The organism is Chitinophaga rupis (genome assembly GCF_900109685.1).
GTDB lineage: Bacteria > Bacteroidota > Bacteroidia > Chitinophagales > Chitinophagaceae > Chitinophaga > Chitinophaga rupis.
Genome location: NZ_FOBB01000001.1, coordinates 1,750,494 through 1,770,940 on the forward strand (window position 1 = coordinate 1,750,494; position 20,447 = coordinate 1,770,940).

At 43.1% G+C, this 20,447-nt stretch carries 14 protein-coding genes; 9 read left to right on the top strand and 5 right to left on the bottom strand.

Annotated elements, in window-relative coordinates; all coding sequences use genetic code 11:
* Nucleotides 1–6: 6 nt before the first annotated feature.
* Nucleotides 7–1,362, top strand: a complete 1,356-nt coding sequence (locus tag BMZ54_RS07100; RefSeq protein ID WP_238386513.1) for a TolC family protein — start codon at nucleotides 7–9, stop codon at nucleotides 1,360–1,362.
* A gap of 61 nt (nucleotides 1,363–1,423) precedes the next feature.
* On the opposite strand, the gene BMZ54_RS07105 is transcribed toward BMZ54_RS07100, so the two are convergent.
* Nucleotides 1,424–2,080: an alpha/beta hydrolase family protein gene (locus BMZ54_RS07105; RefSeq protein WP_089908044.1), complete on the bottom strand. Its 657-nt coding sequence runs from the start codon at nucleotides 2,078–2,080 to the stop codon at nucleotides 1,424–1,426.
* 168 nt (nucleotides 2,081–2,248) lie between these two features.
* On the opposite strand from BMZ54_RS07105, the gene BMZ54_RS07110 reads away from it, so the two are divergent.
* The 5 genes from BMZ54_RS07110 to BMZ54_RS07130 all read left to right on the top strand — a co-directional run bounded on the left by BMZ54_RS07110 (nucleotide 2,249) and on the right by BMZ54_RS07130 (nucleotide 12,090).
* Nucleotides 2,249–4,408, top strand: a complete 2,160-nt coding sequence (locus tag BMZ54_RS07110) for a xanthine dehydrogenase family protein molybdopterin-binding subunit (RefSeq protein WP_089908047.1) — start codon at nucleotides 2,249–2,251, stop codon at nucleotides 4,406–4,408.
* Between the two features lie 267 nt (nucleotides 4,409–4,675).
* Nucleotides 4,676–6,103 (top strand): AAA family ATPase, encoded by a 1,428-nt coding sequence (locus tag BMZ54_RS07115; RefSeq protein WP_089908051.1) that lies wholly within the window; start codon nucleotides 4,676–4,678, stop codon nucleotides 6,101–6,103.
* A 790-nt stretch (nucleotides 6,104–6,893) separates the two neighbouring features.
* Nucleotides 6,894–7,709 carry an RNA polymerase sigma factor gene (locus tag BMZ54_RS07120; protein WP_089908054.1) on the top strand — a complete coding sequence of 272 codons (816 nt, stop codon included), beginning with the start codon at nucleotides 6,894–6,896 and terminating at the stop codon, nucleotides 7,707–7,709.
* Nucleotides 7,710–7,737: 28 nt separating this feature from the next.
* Nucleotides 7,738–10,071 carry a DUF262 domain-containing protein gene (locus BMZ54_RS07125; RefSeq protein WP_089908057.1) on the top strand — a complete coding sequence of 778 codons (2,334 nt, stop codon included), beginning with the start codon at nucleotides 7,738–7,740 and terminating at the stop codon, nucleotides 10,069–10,071.
* Nucleotides 10,072–10,320: 249 nt separating this feature from the next.
* A complete protein-coding gene (locus BMZ54_RS07130) occupies nucleotides 10,321–12,090 on the top strand; it encodes a hypothetical protein (protein ID WP_143080929.1) in 1,770 nt (589 codons plus the stop codon).
* Here BMZ54_RS07130 and BMZ54_RS33330 read toward each other — a convergent pair.
* The 4 genes from BMZ54_RS33330 to BMZ54_RS07145 are packed head-to-tail and all read right to left on the bottom strand — an operon-like array spanning nucleotide 12,085 to nucleotide 17,688.
* The gene (locus tag BMZ54_RS33330) at nucleotides 12,085–12,867 is read right to left on the bottom strand and encodes a hypothetical protein (protein ID WP_238386514.1); all 783 of its coding nucleotides are present in this window, start codon (nucleotides 12,865–12,867) and stop codon (nucleotides 12,085–12,087) included. The two genes, BMZ54_RS07130 and BMZ54_RS33330, sit on opposite strands and share 6 nt — an antisense overlap.
* Complete coding sequence (locus BMZ54_RS32705) at nucleotides 12,798–13,016, bottom strand: glycosyl hydrolase family 28-related protein (RefSeq protein WP_238386515.1); 219 nt, start codon at nucleotides 13,014–13,016, stop codon at nucleotides 12,798–12,800. Before BMZ54_RS32705 ends, BMZ54_RS33330 begins: the two co-directional genes overlap by 70 nt.
* A 16-nt stretch (nucleotides 13,017–13,032) precedes the next feature.
* A complete protein-coding gene (locus BMZ54_RS07140; RefSeq protein ID WP_238386524.1) occupies nucleotides 13,033–14,526 on the bottom strand; it encodes a RagB/SusD family nutrient uptake outer membrane protein in 1,494 nt (497 codons plus the stop codon).
* Between the two features lie 60 nt (nucleotides 14,527–14,586).
* Entirely contained in the window at nucleotides 14,587–17,688 is a 3,102-nt protein-coding gene (locus BMZ54_RS07145; protein WP_089908066.1) for a SusC/RagA family TonB-linked outer membrane protein, read from the bottom strand.
* A gap of 516 nt (nucleotides 17,689–18,204) precedes the next feature.
* On the opposite strand from BMZ54_RS07145, the gene BMZ54_RS07150 reads away from it, so the two are divergent.
* The 3 genes from BMZ54_RS07150 (at nucleotide 18,205) to BMZ54_RS07160 (ending at nucleotide 20,436) form a co-directional block, all read left to right on the top strand.
* Nucleotides 18,205–19,191, top strand: a complete 987-nt coding sequence (locus BMZ54_RS07150) for an amidohydrolase family protein (RefSeq protein ID WP_089908070.1) — start codon at nucleotides 18,205–18,207, stop codon at nucleotides 19,189–19,191.
* 104 nt (nucleotides 19,192–19,295) lie between these two features.
* Nucleotides 19,296–20,138 carry a sigma-70 family RNA polymerase sigma factor gene (locus tag BMZ54_RS07155; RefSeq protein WP_089908073.1) on the top strand — a complete coding sequence of 281 codons (843 nt, stop codon included), beginning with the start codon at nucleotides 19,296–19,298 and terminating at the stop codon, nucleotides 20,136–20,138.
* A gap of 76 nt (nucleotides 20,139–20,214) precedes the next feature.
* A complete protein-coding gene (locus BMZ54_RS07160; protein ID WP_089908075.1) occupies nucleotides 20,215–20,436 on the top strand; it encodes a putative antibiotic biosynthesis monooxygenase in 222 nt (73 codons plus the stop codon).
* Nucleotides 20,437–20,447 lie beyond the last annotated feature (11 nt).

Below are 20,447 nucleotides of genomic sequence, written 5' to 3' on the forward strand. Positions count from 1 at the left end.
GCGATTATGCCGTCAAATGAGAACAGATCGGTTCCCGGATCCTACAACGATAGCCAGGATACGGTTAATATGTCGGCCACTCAATGGCGCACATTTTTTAAGGATCAGAACCTGGTGAGCCTGATAGACACAGCGCTGAAGAACAACCAGGAGATGAAGATCACCCTGCAGGAAATTGAGATCGCGAAGAATGATATCCGTTCCAGGCACGCGGCATTACTGCCAACAGTGAGCTTAAGGGCCGGCGCTGAGCTGGAAAAAGTGGGCAGGTATACCAGCCAGGGTGCAGGCGATGCATCTACTGAGATAAAGCCCGGGAAAGAAGTGCCGGAGAACCTGCCGAATTATATGATAGGCGCTTATGCGAACTGGGAAGCAGATATCTGGAAAAAGCTGCACAACGCTAAGAAAGCTGCGGTTACCAGGTACCTGGCAACAGTGGAAGGCAGGAACTTTGCGCTTACAAACCTGATCGCTGAAGTAGCCAATTCTTATTATGAGCTGCTGGCGCTGGATAACCAGCTGGGCATCGTAAAACAGAACATCGAGCTGCAAAAAAGCGCCCTGGAAATTGTAAAGGTGCAGAAAGAAGCTGCCAGGGCAACTGAGCTGGCCGTTCAGAAATTTGAAGCGGAAGTGTTGAAATCCCAGAGCATGGAGTTTGACATTCTGCAAAGCATAAAGGAAACAGAGAATAAGATCAACTTCCTGTTAGGCCGGTATCCGCAGGAAATACCTAGGGATAAAAGCGACTTCTTAGGGTTGCTGCCACAGGCCGTTAGTTCCGGTATTCCTTCGCAGCTGCTGGCTAACCGCCCGGATATTAAACAGGCGGAGCTGGACTTAGCCGCTGCAAAGCTGGATGTAAAAGTAGCGCGGGCCGAATTTTATCCTTCACTCGGCATTTCAGCCGGAGTAGGGCTTGAAGCGTTTAAGCCTTCTTACCTGGTGAAATACCCCGTTGAATCGCTGCTTTATTCTCTGGCCGGTGATCTTGTGGCGCCGCTTATTAACCGGAATGCCATCAAAGCGGAGTTTAACAGCGCCAATGCGCGCCAGCTGCAGGCTATATATAACTATGAGCGTACCATTTTAAATGCGTACCTGGAAGTTTCCACGCAGCTTTCCAACATCAGTAACCTGGAACACAGTTATGATCTGAAGTCAAAGCAGGTGGATGCACTCACCAGGTCTATCGATATTTCCAATGACCTGTTCAAGTCTGCCAGGGCAGATTACTTTGAAGTGCTGATGACACAGCGCGATGCGCTGGAAGCTAAGCTGGAGCTGGTTGAAACTAAAAAAGAGCAGCTGAATGCTGTAGTGAATATTTACAGGGACCTGGGAGGTGGATGGAAGTAGGATGATCTTATCTTAAATGAAAAGAGCCGGCAAGCAATTGACCGGCTCTTTTTGTTTTAAACTATTTAAGCTTTTTCTCTACCCATTTATTTGTTTCATCTACCAGCAATGACAGCACATCTTTTTTGCCTGCCTTAAAAGAATGATCTGCTCCTTCCAGTTTTACCAGGGTAGCTTTTTTCAAAGACGCGCATACTGTTTCAATCAGCTCCCAGGTAGCCAGGGTATCTTTGCTGCCCTGCAAAAAAAGCATCGGTATTTTCAGCGCTTTTAAATGGTCGGCGCGCTCAGTGGAGGGCTTGCCGGAGGGATGCAATGGAAAACCATAGAAAATAATGCCGTTAACCGTATTATTCGGATGGGCTGCCAGGTATTGTGAGCTCATTCTTCCTCCAAAAGATTTGCCGGCAGCAAACAGCGGTAGTTTGGGCGCTAATTCACGCGCCTTTGTAATAACTGCTTCTATTGTTGCGTGGGCAACTGCGGGAGTATCAGGCCGGCCCTTTTTCCCTTCAGCAAAAGGGAAGTTAAACCGTAGCGTGGCAATGCCTGCCGCTGAAAGTGCATTGGCCAGCGTTTCCATAAATGAATGATCCATACCGGCTCCTGCGCCATGTGCCAGCGTAAAAATGCACTTCGCTTTGTCCGGAGCTATATATTTAGCTGAAACAGTGCCGATTGCAGGGGAAACTGTTAGTTTTAAGGATTGTGTACTCATGGTAAGATCAAAATTAAATCATCTCCACGTTAACCTTTCACCCTTTTTATCAGGACGTTGATATACGTTTGGCTGCAGTTCATCAATCGGGTTTGTTTCGTTAAGGGTGAATGGCTACATTTAAGAAGGGCTAAAACCTGATTGTCCTTATACACAAAACTTCCAGCAATGAAACATAAACAGGATCTTTCAAGGAGAGCTTTCCTGCTGAATGCCGGCTTATCCGGTGTTGCTTTAACGATCGGCTATTATTGGCCGGCATTGGGAAAAAGTGTTGGCGAAATTATTCATGCAGGGGATGCTGAGAATGCAGCGACGGAGCTAATGTCGTGGATCTCAATAGACAATAGCGGCAAAGTAACCATTTTTAATCACCGTTCAGAAATGGGACAAGGCACCTGGCAGTCCATCCCCCAAATTATTGCAGAAGAGCTGGAAGTTAGCATGGATCAGATAAGTATACGGTTTGCTGCTGCCAACAGAAAATACGGTCCGCAGCCGCAGGAAGGAAGCTTTTCAATACGTGGCTGGTATCAGCAGCTGTTGCGCATGGGCGCCAGCGCCAGGGAAATGTTGATTGAAGCTGCTGCAAAACAATGGGGTGTTGCGGCAACGGAATGTTATGCCGAAAATGCAGCGGTGATACATCGCAGCACAGGACGAAAGCTCAGCTACGGCGCACTGGTAAAAGACGCTTCACAAATAAAGCCACCGTCACAAGTGAAGCTAAAGGAGCGTAAGGATTATAAAGTGATCGGCCAACCCCTGCGCCGTAATGATACTATGGCTAAGGTCAATGGTGCTGCGGTATTTGGCCTGGATAAAAAGCTACCGGGTATGTTATATGCGGTAGTGGAGCGTAGCCCACGTTTCAGAGGGAAAGTAAAAAGCTTTGATGATTCAGCTACAAGATCCGTTAACGGTGTAAAACATGTATTTAAGGTACAACGGCCTGTTTTTGGTATGTTGTATGAAGGCGTGGCCGTAGTGGCCAATTCAATATGGGCGGCTATGCAGGCCTGCAAGCTGCTGAAGGTGGAATGGGATGATGATGGCTTTGAACACCTGGACTCCGAAATGCTTGTTGCAAGGATGCAGGAGGATCTCCACAAACCCTTACCATCAGCAGCTTTTGAAACGGCATTACAAAATGCTGCGATCACTATTGAAGCGGAGTATGAAATGCCCTATCAATCGCATAGCTGCATGGAGCCGCTTAACTGCATTGCCGATGTAAAAGATAACAGCATTGAGATATGGGGGCCTATACAGGAAGCCCTCTGGATACAGGTAGATCTGAGTGAAAGAATGCACATTCCCATTGAAAATGTTACAGTGAATATGACCTTTCTTGGTGGCGGTTTTGGAAGAAAGGCATTCCTGGATTACCCGGTTGAAGCGGCATTAATATCAAAAGAGATGAAAGCGCCCGTGCAGGTAATGTGGACAAGAGAAGATGATATGAGCATGGGGCCTTTTCGTGGCGGAGCATTATACCGGTGCAGGGGTGGGGTGGATGCACAAAAGAAAATAGCTGCATTTCAAATTGTTACCGCTGCACAATACATGGGTGCAGGAACAGATAACGATGCGGAGCAGCAAACTGTAACAACAAATAGCGGCGGAATTGCCGGCCTGGCAAGTGACTATTATCAATCAATACCGCATTATAGTTTTGGAACACTCCCCACAAAGTCTCCTATACCAACTATGTGGTGGCGTGCGCCGGGCGCCAATGTTGATGCATTTGCCGCAGAATGTTTTATAGACGAGCTGGCGCACCTTGCTTCGCAGGATCCGCTTGCATTCAGAAAAGCGCATCTTACCTCGGCCCGTTATCAGGCTTTGGTAAATAAGCTGGCAGCCATCAGCAGCTGGGAATCGCGGCGCAGGAACGATGGATGGGGAGTAGCCATCACAGAATGTTTTGGCAGCATGGTAGGGCAGGTAGTGAAAGTATCCCGCCGGCCGGATCAAAAGATTAAAATTGACAAGGTGTTTGCCCTGATAGATTGTGGCTGGTATGTAAACCCCGATATTATCCGTGCCCAGATCGAAGGAAGCATTATAATGGGGCTGGGCGCAGCACTTAATCACGCCACACATTTTAAAGAGGGTAAGGCAGTTGAAAGGAATTTCAACAGCTACTTAATGCCACGCATCAATGAAATTCCGGAAATAGAAGTGCATATTATGGAGAATGGTGAAAAGCCCGGCGGTGTTGGTGAGCCGGGGTTACCTGCCTTTGCACCCGCGTTATGTAATGCCATTTTTGATCTTACGGGTAAGCGTGTTCGTAAGCTGCCTTTTAAGCTGGAGGAGGTGTGAGGGGATTGATTTTATCTGAAAATTGCCACAGAATATGATAGCCATCTTCATTAGAAAATCCTTCTCCATCCGCCTGAAATAACTAGAAAAAGACTTCAAGTTCCACGGCTTAAGTATTTAAGATTTTTCGTATCACCCTGAGTGGGCAATTCTCAAATTATTTTATACCAGACTTTCAATAGGTTAAAAGTTTTGGCTGAGTATGAAATAATATAGTTGGCCAAAACTTAAAAAAATATGTAGTTTTGGCTGAGTATAAACTATGTTATGCTAACAGGACGAATAGAAGAACAAAAGATACTGGCTAGAAAAATGAGCTCCGGAGAAGCTGAGCTAATCGCGGTATATGGTCGGCGGAGGGTTGGTAAAACATTTCTTATTCGAACCTATTGCAAAGACAGGATCATTTTTGAAGTGACGGGAATTCACGAAGCTTCCTTTAAGGATCAGTTACAGAATTTTAGCCTGGCGCTGCAAGCTGCGATGAAAAGCAAAGTGCCTATCGCCACGCCAGAAAATTGGATAAAAGCATTTCATATGCTTGATCAATGCCTGGATGATTTGCCCAAAAACAAATCAGCCGTATTGTTCTTTGATGAATTCCCCTGGCTTCATACCCAAAGATCCGGCTTTCTGCAGGCATTCGAGCATTGGTGGAACAGTTCCGCTTCTAAGAAAGAACATCTTAAGGTGATCATTTGTGGGTCTGCGGCTTCGTGGATGATCGACCAGGTGATCAATAACAAAGGCGGCCTGCATAACCGGGTAACCCAAACCATCCGCTTACTTCCCTTTACGCTTGCGGAAACGGAGCAGTACTTAATCAGCCGGGGCATCCGGCTCAGCCATTACCTGATCCTGCAGCTATATATGGCTATGGGTGGCATACCACACTACCTCAAGGGAATCCAAAAGGGGGAAAGCGTAGCTCAGGTGATTGATCGCCTGTGCTTTACCAAAGATGGTCTGTTAAAAGGTGAGTTTAAGAATCTTTACCAATCTCTGTTTACCAACTCCCATCACCACGAGACGGTAATCCGGGCGCTTGCCAAAAAAGGGAAGGGGCTGACCCGGAATGAAATCATCGCGGAATGTGGTCTTAGTTCGGGAGGAACAACGACTAAGATACTTAAGGAGTTGGAGGAGTCAGGATTTATTGCGCCGTACATTCCTTTTGAGAAAACCGAAAAGGAAAGCATCTACAAACTCTCAGACGAATATTCTCTATTCTATCTGAGATTTATCGAGCATGCCAAAGCCACCGGTGCAGGTACCTGGATTCGGCAATCAACTACTGCATCATATACTATTTGGAGTGGGTTTGCGTTTGAGTCGGTTTGTCAAAAACATGTTCTGCAGATAAAAAGGGCCCTTGGTATAGAAGGAGTATTGACTGAGGTTTCCGGGTGGCGATATATGCCGCCAAAAGCAAAAAAAGGTGCGCAAATCGATCTGCTGCTTGATCGCCAGGACAAGGTGATCAATCTTTGTGAAATGAAATTCGCTAATGGGGAATTCGTAATCGATAAAAAATATGCAGAGGAACTGGAGAATAAAATCTCAGTGTTTAGGTCTGAGACCAAAACCAAGAGTGCGATTTTTCCTACCATGATCACCACTTACGGTGTGAAGATAAATGATTACTATCGCGACATCGTGCAGGGTGAGATAGTGATGGGGGATTTGTTTAAGTAATGAACATGATTGTGAAATAACAGACTTGAACTGGGGCACTGTGTTCTGATCATGATAAGAGATCTTAGATTGCAATAAACAAACTGCTAAAAAGTTAGTTGTGATTTTTTTTCAGGTTAACACCTGATTAACGGAAGTCAATTTCTGGCATGGTATCTTCGCAACCCGTATGGCTATGGTAAGCACAATGTTATAAATAGCAAGTGTTTATATTAGCATGCCTTCCTGCAGGAACAACTTAACTTATCTTCAAAATAATCCAAACGCAGCATGAGCTAATACTATTAAAGAGATGTCCTTTAATAGGAATGTGCTATATCTGTTGCCAACGGCAGCCAGTTCACTCTTGGTGCTAATCAGAACATTGTAATTACCTGTTGGTGTAATTACAATAAGATTGTATTCCACCGAAGTGCAGAAGGTTCTGATGATCTATCTTGGTTGTAACTAAGCACTATGATCATCCGGTCATTATTTACTTGTTGAGTACAACTCAGGGTTATTTATCACATTTTAAATGAATTTATGTAAACGGATTTTAAACAATTTTTAATTCCGGATTTTGAAGGCAGTTCCGAAGCATTTCGGTATTCCAGAAAGCCATAATTGTAATGTAGGAAAAGAACTTTAGAAGAGAAAATAATAACCCCATATCACATTTTAATATTAAAGAGGTGTTAAAAGTGTGGTAAGCTATTTTATCTGTTAAATCTTTATACTGATCTGTTACAGAATGGTGATCTCTTAACCCCAGGGATTAGCATCCCTTTTCTCCAGTAAAATCCATGTAATGAGCCGCCAATTTAGATTTCAAATACCAGAAGAAGATCATTATTTACAGCTATTCATCGAGGGAAATGAAAGAGGGTTTAATCATATTTATGATCACCTGTACAACTTTGTATTTAATTATGCCTGTAATATAATAAAAAATGGCTTTGAGATTGATTCCATTGTTCAAGATGCATTTTTGCGAGCTTGGGATCATCGGAAAAGAATGAAAAATGCATTGCATATTCGGCGCTTTGCCTGTTTATGTGTACGATGGGAGTGTTATGCTTATTTCAAACGGAAGGCCGGCAAGTCCGAACTAAATATTATAGCGCTGGATCTTCATGAAGAAACCAGCATTGCAGTTTACGATCCGGAAAAGGAAATGGCGCGACGCGAAGAAGCCTTGGTTAAAGAGGAACAGTTGCAGCTTATAGAGAACGCTATTCCATATTTGCGTGGAAACAGGAAAACAATTGTCGAATTGCTTAAACGAGACTTCAAGCCTAAGAAGATTGCTGAAGTTGTCGGTATGTCCCATCAACACGTAACAAGGGATATGCAGAGGGTTTTTAAGGAACTGAAGCGCATTACAGACCGATTAAAGAAAGCAGCAGATGCTTCCAGAAAAAGACCGGTAATATCAGTGTCAGATTACGAAATATATCTGAATATGTTACAGATCCGCATACTAAAGCTTTATTATGAAAAGAAATATAGTTTCAGAGAGATTTCTCAGGAGCTAAATCTGACGCCGTTTCAGTTGGCAAAACAATATTTTTTAGTCATGCGAAAAATCAATGGGTTGAGCAAAAATAGAAAAAAGAATAGTTGATTTTACTTTCACATAATACGTTAAGATCATGAGACAAATCGAAATGAATGAAGTGTTCAAAAATATTGTTATAACAGACTGCCTGATGTCTATACGTTCTGTGTTTCAATTACGTAATAAACAGGGTGATTTTTTAAACTATTGCCTGCCTCATCAACGGAAATTTGTTTGGCCTGAAGTAAAGGCCACAAACTTTATAGAAACCATTATACTGCACGGAGAAGTGCCACCAGTTGTAGTGTATATAAAGGGTGCAACAACGGAAGAGGAAGAGGAAAGAATGGATGTGATAGATGGCAAACAACGATGTGCAGCAATTAATAAATTTCTAAAAGATGATTTCCGGTTGAAACCACAGGGGCTGGATAAATTATGGAACCTGGCCGGCAAAAAATTCTCGCAACTTGACGAAAAGCTGAAAGAGCGTATACAGGATACAACGCTCCGTTTCATTATAATAAAGGCTAAAAGTGAAAAGGACATGAATCCATATATGGAGGGATTGATGAAGCGGGAGATGTTCAGGAGATATAATCTGGGTATATCGCCTTTGAAAAAAGAGGAAGTGTTCAAAGCGCAATATTTACAGGATGAGATCAATATATATTTTAAAAAATGGTTTAAACAAGATGCACAATTATATGATCAGGTCGTGAATATTTTTGATCATAAAAGCAGAAATCTGGAAACAATGATGCAACATATCCGGCAACTCCTTGTGTTGCATAATGTTCCTATAAACCGATTTGTGAATGCACGGGAAGATATTATAAACAAATATTATGATTTCCTTTCTTACAAAGCAGTCAATAAAGGGGACAAAGAGAATATTCAGTTAATCTTTGAAAGCTTTAAGAAGAAGCTTTATTTTCCACTGGAGATAAAAACATTATTGGATAAGGAGAGAATTCCCTCAAATGGATTGATCTATGAATGTATATACTGGGCATTATCGGTATGCGAAAAGGAAAAGATAAAGTATGATGAATTCAATGCTCCTATTTTTAAAGAAAGGATGGTTAATCACATTGCTAAGCATATAAAGGACTATGCTAATGGCAGAAATGATCATGCGCAACAAATTAAAAAGAGATATGGTTTAATGGCTTCTTTTTTTAATTCTCAATTGGACATATGTTTTGCTAGCTACCTGCAAGGAGACGAGGAATTCCTTGTAACACATAAAGAGCTGATGAATAAATATATGCAGGACCGTTTTATGCCGGGGCTTGAAAAAGAACATTTTTCAAAAATATTGCCAACTTCAAATACAGTTGAAGATCTCCTTGATAAGATGAAAAGAGGAAAATTCAATCTCAGGCCACCTTATCAGCGGGATGAAGCCATGAGTATTGTAAAAGCTTCTTCATTAATTGAAAGTATACTATTAGGAATTAAGCTTTATCCTATATATGTCTATTTGCGGGAAGATGGGGTTGCAGAGGTAATTGATGGGCAACAGCGGTTATTGGCGATCATCGGTTTTTTAGGAGAAAAATACAGAAATGAGAATGGAGTGATAGAAACTTCTAAAAAAGACAAGTTCTCTCTAACTTTAAAGTCAGGATTATTGCCTCAACTGGATCACAAGAAGTTCAGTGAACTTTCGGATGTTTATCAAAGGCGCATCCTTAATTTTGGAATAAGTATTATAGAAATTAAGGAAAATGAGAATAAACATTTTAAGCCGGAAGAACTGTTTAAAAGACTTAACCATAAGCCCTTCCCCATAAAGGAGAATACTTTCGAGTATTGGAATGCTTGCGTCGATAATGAAGTTATCGGCTCCATAAGAGAGCTCTGCCAAATGAAAGATTGGTTGTATTTACGAAAGGAAGATGCCAGAATGTTCAATGAGGGGCTTGTTACCTGTTTGTGCTATTTGTATTATATGAAGAGTACCACTGTACCAGATCTGGATAGTGTGAAGGAGGTTCTTGCTATTTGCTCATCTCGTTTCTGCGTAAGTATTAGAATCAGGGATAAATCATATATTACAAATATTCTTCAAGATCCGGCATGTAAAGAAGAGTTTTTATTGGCGCTGAATGGTTTTGAAACGGATTTTATCGAAAAGGTTGAATTGCTTACTTCCAATCCTACTGGTAAAACAACGGAATTCTTTAGAAATAAGCAGCTAGACGCTATGCTTCAAACAGGTAAGGTAAGGTCAGCAGGAGGATTCTTTTTGCTTTGGTTGGTCTTAAAGGGTATTCCAATGGAACATATAAAAGAAGCACGATCTGTAGTGCGGAGCAAAATTAGTAAAGTGTTTTCTACAATGAGAACAACTAATTCAGTAGAGAAATTCGAAAGAACTATTATGGAAGCCTGGAATATAGCAGTAGCTGTAGATAAATGAACGTTGTTATGGTCCGGGTTGGATACATCAAAGAACGACATCTAATAAACGGGTGGTTATTAGGTATATTAAATGTACCCTTAGGAAATGCGAATATATCTTAGTCTTAATAAGGGAATATTAAGTTTGTTTGCGTTGCTTTTATTTTGCCTATCTCTATGTGCGCAAAACGGCAATAGTCAATGCGACTATTATAACACAATTATAGGCCGTATAGATCCTTACTCCGATATTAATTATTATAAGCTCGTGCCTTCCGGTAAAAAGAGATTTGTATATGCCTATGGAGCAGATCATCATTTTATCGACAGCAATGCATTAATATTTCAGCATAATCCCACAAATATGCTAATGGAATATAGTAGGCAGAACGAGAATGAATGGCAGCTATATTCACAAATAAAAGACAGCATTACCATCAATGCTGCAATTATTGATACATTGTACCTGGATTCCCTTGCTGTGAAAAGCGGCAATGACTGGGTTATACCCTACCAAATACATTTTGAGAATTCTTATATCAGATGTATCAAATTTCTTGGACAAGATCAGGGAAATAAATTAAACTATATCACTCTAGGTCTTCCAAAAATCATTTTTCAAAAACGGGTTACGTTTAAATTGTGCACATTTACTGGTATATATTTCAAAAACATCATTTTTAATGAGGATGTTGTTTTGATGAACAATTTTACTTTCGGAAGATATTCAGATGGGATAGTATTTGACAATGTAGAATTTAAAAGTAAAGCGAGAATTATAAATAATTATATCTCCCAGATCACACATATTCCTCTTGATAATGATCAGCCTTCAACGTTGATTGGAAATAAGATATGTAATTGGGCCGAGAAAGTTTTTGACAGATTTTATAGTGATCCCTTTACTGGCACTGAAGTGCAGCCTGCTTATAAAGTTACTTCTACTTGTATATTTTATGATGAGGCTGTCATTTATAATAACAATCCCTTTTACTCGTTTGACTTTTCCGGTGTAACATTTAAAGGAAGAACTTATATTACAAGCCTTTTTTCTGATCAGTTGAGATTAAAATATAATGATACTCAAGCCGGCGACTTTCCCGAAATCATTGTTGACCCTTCTCCAAATACGAAGTTTCCGATCTGTAATATGTCTTTTAATTCTGCAAATTTTTTGCATACGGTAAGTTTCAATAACCAGTGTGTGAATAGCATTGATTTGAGAGATGCTTTTTTTTCTGGCACTTTAATGCTTTTTAATACTTTGATTAAAGATTCGCTGAAAACCAACAACGGATTTTATTATTCTCATTTTTCATCTGGTTTGGATATTGTTTTAAATCCATCTAATTTTAGCCTCGCCAGTTTAAATATTAACCCAGTTTCGATAGAAGAAGTAAATTTCGTTTATTGCAAGACAAATCCAGCTATTCCTGTTCATAACAAAGCTTTATTGGATAATGTAAATAGTTTCTATAATAAGCTTATAAATGATATTAAGATTTCCTATAGTCAAAGCCATGATTTAACTGTCGAACTAGAAAATAAATACCGGCATCAGTTACTGATTCTTAAAATGGATTATCTTCGAAACAATCTTAATTTAAACAATATAATTGAACTATTTAGATTGAGCTTTCTCGAATTTGTAGTTGGAAATGGATATAAAGGTGGTGATAATTTTCTTGTGAGTAGCTTGTTGATCATTACTGCTTTTGCCTATTTTTATTATATTTTCTACCAGAAGCCTTTCATAGAGTACATCAATGTCGAAAATGGCGAAAAGGCTGGTAGCGGTAAGAAGCAAAAAAATGGGACATATAACTCCAAAGATTATACAAAGAATTTTCTAAAATGCTTTTGGAAAAGTTTTTACATCTTTTTTAATCCGAAACCCAGCTTTTCATATTTCAATTTTCAAGATCCGCTGTTTGCTTTAGTAGCTATTGAATGGTTAATAGGAATATTTATGATTTCATTGTTTTTGATTTACGTGGCCTCCACCTATCCGTTTATACGTAGTTTACTCGGTTTATAACTCAAAGTTTTTTAAATTTGAACCTGAAGGATGTATAAACAGTGCTTCATAGGATCCCCTAAAGCTATAATTTTCTGAAAGCCGCCCCAGGTCATAACTCAGTCCAAGCTGAACCTGCAAGACCTTGCTCTTGTCATGGAACGGCTTAAAAGTATTCTCACTTTTATAAAGAGAATTAAAAAAGTATTGTCCGCCCAGCATTACCTCTAAATTATGAGCAACTGAATAGCGCGCATTCAGATGCGCTCCAAACAGGAATTTTTGCGCATCTCCTTTTTCCTCAAAGAAAGGGTCTACAGCTTCCCCAGTACCCTCGTTATAGATAACGACTGTATTTGTATACTTTTCTTCCTGCCTCCGCTTCAACATTAAAGCCAAATCCGGGTTTGGTTTTTGCCGCTCTCCCTGGTTGCCAATGACCCAATTTGCTGCTCCCGGAGGTTGCTGGTTAAGGAACAACTGCGCTTTACAGTTCCAGACCACCGCCCAGCCAATTGCCCAGCCATGGCCGGAGCCCATTGCGCCACGGTTCATAAGATCAATTCCCCCATCCGGTACATTGCAGCCATCCAGCAACAAGCCGGTAGCGCAGCGCTGATGCAGTTGTATCCAACCATAACTTATCAGCTCTTTAGCAGCTCCCTTTGCATGTACTTTTTTAATAGATGCGCCCTCCACATTCTGCAGCTGAAGTGTAATATGATCCTTCAGCACAATGGTGCCGGTGAGGATTTTCCTGCAGGGAGTATTACGCTGCCACCACCAGTTTTGCTGCATGCATCTATGGCAGTTTGTATAGCCCAGGTGTTAAGCGTATGGCCATCTCCCACGCCGCCGTATGTTGTTATATTAACACCGGCAGCGCTTACACGATAAGCGCTGCCGGTGATCATACAATAAAGAATAACTGTTATTAGATTCCTCATAAGCATATTTTTCCCGTTATTGCCAGCCGGGTGTTTGTTTAAATGCAGTGTTGCCATAGCTGGCCGCTATGTCTATCTCAGACTGCGGTACCGGCCATAAAGTATCCCGCAGGGGAAATGTTCTCATAGCGCCGCTGGGATCCTTTACAGTGGGCAGAATGATCCGGTCGGTTTGCCAGCGCTTCAGGTCAAAATACCGCTGTCCTTCCAGCGCCAGCTCAATACGTCTTTCATGACGGATGGCCGTGCGCATGGCATCGCGCGAAAGACCTGCAGGCAAGGCCGGCATATTTACGCCCGGGCGGTTTCGTATGGCATTTATTGCGTCATATACAGTTGCATCTGCGCCGCCAATTTCATTCTGTGCCTCTGCATACATGAGCAGTACATCCGCATAGCGCAGGTATACCCAGTCCTGGTCGCTTTGCGTACCAATCACGGTTGCGCGTGTTGAATCCACGCCTTTTTTATTCAGGAAACCGGACGATGCGCCAATGGCGGCAGGATCAAAAACAAGACCTCCCTTGTACAGCACACCGGGCACCAGTATGGTAGCCGCCAATCGTGGATCACGGTTATTATACGGATGCGCAGGATCATACAGGGGCGACGTAGTAATAGGCTGGCCATCCGTGCATTCATAATCATTTACCAGGTAGCTTAACGGCTGAAAGCTGGCGCTGTAGGTATACAGGTACTCTGCAGGGCTGTAGGCGCCAGGGATCTGATAACGTCCTGAGAACATAATTTCAGGATTGTTATTCTGCCCGGGCTTCAGGAATAAATTGCGGTAACCGCCGGTGTACAGGCTAAACTTGCCTTCCGCCATAATGGTTCTGGCTGTAGCGGCAGCGGCCTGATAGTTGTGCATAGCCAGGTATACTTTGGTCTGGTAGCCCAGCGCAGCGCCTCTTACCACATGCCCGTTATAAGCAGTGTTGGGAAGATTGGCAGCAGCATACTGCAGATCGCTTAATACAGAATCCAATACTACTGCCTTTGGCGCCCTGCCAAGATGGTAGGCTCCCTGGTCTTTGTCTAACGGCTTAAAAGATAGCATTACATCACCATAAACCTGCGCAAGCAAAAAATAATAATATCCCCGTATAAACCTTACCTCTGCTATGTAGGTGTTCATAACAGCAGCATCCATCGGCACATTTGTAATGTTGGCAAGGAACTTATTACAGGCTTCTATAGCCCGGTAGGGTATATTGTAGGCGTCTGACTGAATAGTGCCGGTAGTTGATTCTATGGCCCCTATTGCAACATTGGAAAAAGCGCCGCTATAGGCATTATCTGTCAGTGTTTCCCAGTAAGGCGTACCAGCGCCCCATCCCTGCCCGGTGTTGTTTGCATTGGTATAGTTATACCCTTGTATCAGGTAACTGTAAATAGCAGTGAGGGCCTGATCGGCATCTGCTTTTGTTTTCCAGAAAGTGCCGGAAGACTGTTGATCCAGCGGGTTCCTGTTCAGGAAATTCTTGCCGCAGCTAAGCAGCATTATCATTACTGGCAACAGAAGTACGATATGTCTTATACAACGTTTCATTTCTTTTTCAATTAAGTGTTAGAAAACCGCTTTAACGCCAAATGCAAATACCTGGTTCTGCGGATGCGCTACAAACCGGGTGTTGTTGGATACCCGTTCCGGATCCAGCCCTTTGAAGCTGGTAAAAGTGAGCAGGTTGTCGCCCGCGAAAAAGATGCGCAGGCTGCTCATGGCTATCCGCTTGCTGATGGCAGGTGGTAATGTATAACCTATCTGCAGGTTCTTAAGCCTCAGGAATGAGGCGCTCCTTAGATAGTAGGTGGATGCTGTGCTGATGTTCTGGCTTGCAGTACCCTGGCCGGTGATGTAGATCAAAGGCATGGTAGTGCTGTGATTTTCCGGCGTCCATGCATTCAGCCAGTCAGTGGAGGGAGGAGAACCCTGGTTAAATGGCTGAATGCCCCAGCCGTTCACAAATAATTTTTGTCCGTAAGAACCGTAGAAGAAAACACTGATATCAAAATTCTTCCAGGAGGCGCTTGCATTAAAAGAGTAATCAAATTTGGGGAAAACGCCAGGCACGATCACACGGTCATTTGCATCAACGGTATCATTGCCGGTTACATCTTTGTATTTGATATATCCCGGTTTCGGGCTGTACTGCTGTATGGGTGACCTGGCAATTTCGTCGGCTGACTGGAAGATGCCGTCATATTGATACATATAAAAACTGCCGTAAGGCTTACCTTCCTTAACAATGGTATTATTGCTGGTATTAATGGCAGGTGCGCCGAACTTGATCACCGTGTTCTTGTTGGTTTGAATAGTGCCGCCGGCAGAAAAACGCACATCGCCAATATTATCCGTGTATTGAATGGCGGCTTCCAGTCCGGTATTTTTCATTTTGCCCCGGTTAAGGGTAGGCGCGTCAAGTCCCATGTAACCGGGGATCAGCGGTGTATACAGGATATCGTATGTTAGTTTATTATACCAGTCAACTGTAACATTCAGCTTGTTGAACAGGGTAATGTCTGTACCAAAATCAACAACGCGGGTGGTTTCCCATCTTATGTTTGGATCCACGAACCCGTTCTGCGCTACGCCGGAGTTCAGTGAGCTGCCGGAAAATGAATAGGCATAACCTGTGTTTGCATTGTATGCATTCTGACTGGTGTATACATCCTGGTAAGGGTAGTTGCCTATGTTCTGGTTACCCAGCTTTCCCCAGGAGCCGCGGAGCTTTAAATTATTCAGCCATGAAATGTCTTTCATGAACTGCTCACGTGTTAATACCCATCCGGCGGAAACAGAAGGGAAAAGCCCCCAGCGGTTATTGGGTGGGAACCGGGAAGAGGCGTCGTAACGGGCGTTCACTTCCAGCAGGTATTTTTCATCATAGTCATAGTTAAGCCTTCCGTAGTAAGAGCGCAGTGCCCATTCAGCAGAAGTGCCGGTAGCGATCTGGGAGCCTGAGGGTCCGGCGTTCAGCTCATGCAGGGCATTACTTGGAAAGGGTGTGTTACGGTTGCCTGCCAGGCGCTGTGATTTGTTATACTCCGCTTGGGTACCGGCCAGGATCTTGAAGTTATGCTTGTCAATTGCATGTGTATAGGTAAGCTGGCTGTATCCAACCGGGTATATCATATTCGTGTCGGTTACTATCAGCCCCTGTCCGTTTACATCCAATGTACGTTCCGGCGCATCATTGGGCCCGGCAAACCAGTTGTACTGGTTGATCACCGGTTTAAAATCATAGGTCTTGTTATAGCTGAAATTAAGACCGCCGCTTGTTCTCCATTCCAGGCCTTTTAAAAGCTGGATGTTCAGGAAAAAATTGCTTTGCAGGTAATAATCGTTGTTGTTCACAAGCGCATTGTCTGCTATTGCTACGGGGTTTTTGTTGGGCGTTTGCACGCTGGGATATACTGAATTTACATAACGGCCGCTGCCATCGGGCAATTGCGGTCCGTACATAGGGGACTGTGAGAGTGTGGACAGGAACATATCCTGGCTGCCCCTGGAGGCGTAGCTTCTTTTACCATAGTTAAGCGTAACGCTGGATCCAAATGTAGCCCAGCTGTTGATCTTTGAGTTGAGGTTCAACTGCAGGTTATATTTCTTATAGGCAAAGCCGATCATAATATCCGGCTGATCCACATAACCAAGACCAACATTGTATACAGTGCCGTTATTGCCGCCTGTCATGCCGATATGATGCGTTTGCACCAGTACGGTTCTCATAACAGCGTCCAGCCAGTTGAAATTCGGATACTGCTTGGGATCAGAAGGATTGGTATAGGCTGCGATCATTTCCGGCGTAAACCGGTTTGGATAGCCGGAGTTTGCTGCCGCCTGGTTATACAGCTGCATATACTGGGCTGAATTATAGATCAGGTTATCCGGCAAAGCAGTAGGCTTTGTGATACCGATGCTATAATCATAGGATAGCTGGAACTTCCCATTCTTTCCCTGCCGGGTAGTAACCAGTATAACACCGTTAGCGGCCCTGGTACCGTAAATGGCTGCTGAGGCTGCATCCTTGAGCAGGGTAACCGATTCAATGTTCTGCGGGTCCAGGGCAGTAAGGCTTCCCGGTAAACCATCCACAATAATAAGCGGGCTGCTGCCGGCGGAGCTATAGGTACCCAGGCCTCTTACACGCAGCACGGAGCCTTCGTTACCTGCCTCGCCGGAACCTTGCGTGAGCGAGAGGCCGGGTAATTTTCCCTGCAGCAGCTGGGTAGGATCAGTAGCGATCCTTTTATTAAGTTCAGTACCATTCACTGTGGCAACAGCGCCGGTGAGGTCAGCTTTTTTCTGTGTACCATAGCCCACTACCAATACCTCGTTTAATCCCTTGCTGCTTTCTGCCAGTGTCACATCTATCTTTTGCTGGCTTCCCACAGGGATCTCCTGTGTTTGAGCGCCGATAGCGGTAATAACGAGGGTAGCATTGGCGGGTACGTTTGCCAGCGAATAGTGGCCATTACCATCTGTGGTGGTGCCTTGTTGCGATCCTTTTACCCTGACCGTAGCGCCGGGGAAAGGCTGGTGATCACTTTCTTTAATAATGGTTCCGGTAATGGTCCGGACCTGTGCATGTAGCCCGGGCAAATAAGCGAGGAACAGTGTAAAGCACAGGAGCAGGTGCCTGATATGCTTTTTATAATAATTGATCATAACGGGGGGATTTTTATGGTGAAGAACATGTTCTTTCAGTACAGCAGAAGTTCATTTGGAATTTCCAGGTGATAATGCAATCGTTTGCATGTATGTTGATAACTAATGTGCTTATAAGAGTTGATCATAACAGTGGTTTTATACGGTAAAACCTGTGCGTTCAGCGCAGGAAGAAGATCATTGAGGGAATCCCGTAAATAATGCAATCGTTTGCATGTATGTGCATAATTTTAACGTGGTGACAGAAAGATGAGCAGCAAAAATTTGTGATTAGCTTACCTACTACGAAAGAATTAGATATTGGGACAAAAAGCTCTCATGATTTTCGCCTATGCAGATACTTTTTTGCCTATTTTGTACCTGATCCCAAACGCCATTCCTCTCATCGGTAAGGGCCCGTGAATAATCCAATACTTCCCGTTATTAGTGCGCATACGTTCAATAGTTGGGTATGTACCTTTGTATTCGAGTATAACATGCTAAACAACCATAAGTATTCAGCAAACAGTTATTAACATGCGGATAGTTGCACTTGAAGAACATATTTCCTTTCCGGAAATGGCCAACAAAATACCCAAAGAAGCACTGGGCGCTTTTGGTCAATCAGAAGCTATTCAGCGGATAGCTCCCAAATTGGCTGATATTACCGGCGAACGCCTGCAGTCGATGAATGCTAACGGCATTACAATGCAGGTACTGTCTGTAGATAGTTCCGGCGCTAATCTGTTAAGCCCGCAGGAAGGGCCGGCTTTTGCTATGCAGTATAATGATCTGATTGCGGAAAGGATCGCAGGTTTTGAGGACCGGTTTACGGCTTTTGCTCATCTGCCTATGACAGCGCCCCTTGCTGCGGCGGATGAATTAGAACGTGCAGTAAAAGAATACCATTTTCGCGGCGCAATGATCCGGGGGCTTACCCAGGATCAGTTCTTGGATCACCCAAAATTTGCACCGATATTGCTACGTGCCCAAAAGCTGGATGTACCTGTTTACCTTCATCCCGGCCTGCCGCCAAAAGAAGTTGCCGATATTTACTACAGTGGACTGCCTAATCATTCAGGTATGGCAGCAGCGCTGGCTTGCTACGGCTGGGGATGGCATTCGGAAACCGCGCTGCATGTATTGCGTCTGCTCTTTTCAGGGATCTTCGATATGTATCCCAAACTAAAACTGATTATTGGCCATATGGGAGAAATGCTGCCGATGATGATGGCAAGGTCAGAGAGAGCATTTAAACCGGGAAATGGAGGCGCCAACCAGCGGACACTTACCGATACATTTCATCAGCAGGTTTACATTACTACCAGCGGTTTCTTTACCCAGCCGCCATTAAAAATTGCTTTAGATACTTTTGGTATAGATAATATTATGTTTTCTGTTGACTATCCGTTTAGCACAAACGAAATGGGAATCGAATTTCTGAATGCGATAGCGTTGCCCGGTGAGCAAATAGCAAAGCTTGCCCATGGTAATGCTGACAAACTGCTGAAGTTAAACATTTAGCAAAGGATAGTCCTTGCAGCTGGCTAATTTTTTATTTGAGATATCCTTATAGTATATTGGCCGGCAGAAGCCATGTCAGGATAATTTTACTAAATTTTAACCGGATGAATTTAATAGACGGGTACCAGCAAAAATTGTTTCCCTATGCCTACAATATTTTAGGTTCTGTGGATGATGCGAAGGATGTAATTCAGGAGGTCGTGATCAAATATATGGCAGTTGCCGGCAAAGAAATTGATAATGAATTTGGGTACCTTGTCAGAAGTGTTGTTAACCAGTCAATTAATGTCAAAAAGAGGAATGCAAGAACCCTTACAGGCGCCATGTGGCTTCCGGAGCCGGTAGACACCCAGCGTGCAGATACGAATATCGAACGCCGCGAGATCATTAGCTACTCCATGATGGTATTGCTTGAGCACCTGAATCCAAAGGAGCGGGCCGTATTTATATTAAAGGAAGCCTTTGATTATTCCCACGAAGATATTGCCGCGGTATTATCCATCACGGTTGAAAACTCAAGGAAGCTATTGAGCCGCGCTAGATCCGGATTGAAAAACAATAATAATCCTCCCAGGTTAGCTACAGATCTTACATCCTCCTATCTGCTGGAATATGTTGAATTCATAAAGAATGGAGACACCGGTTCACTGGAAAGAAAACTTTCGGAGGAGGTTTCGTTTATGGCCGATGGTGGAGGAAAAGTGAAAATTGTTCGTGAATTAACGGTCGGAGTTCAGCCTGTAACAGATCTGTTGCTTTATTTATATCAAACCTATCAGCATAGCTTTACTTTCAAAATTCATACAATTAACCACCAGCCAGCCTTACTTTATTACAAGGACAACGCTTTGACCAACTGCCAGGTTTTTGATATTGAAGATGGAAAGATCAAAAACGTTTACTCTATAGTGGATCCTGACAAGCTAAAGAACCTTTTTAATTTTTAGGATTTCTGTCACGTAATGGACGCCTTGTTTGTTTTTAACTATGGAAAGCAATTTCCGCAGTTAAAAACAAACTAATATGGAAAACAAAAGTAAAAACGGGAAGCACAAAATGGCATTCATTATCTGGCTTGCTATTTATCCCCTGATCACGGTGCTTTATCATTTCTTAGGAGAACTCCTGCAGCCGCTGCCCACAGCACTCAGAACCCTGGTATTAACCCTGATAGCAGTACCCGTAATGGTCTATTTCCTGGTGCCGCTGCTCAGCAGGCTTTTGGGCACATGGCTCAATAAATAAAAAAACGAATA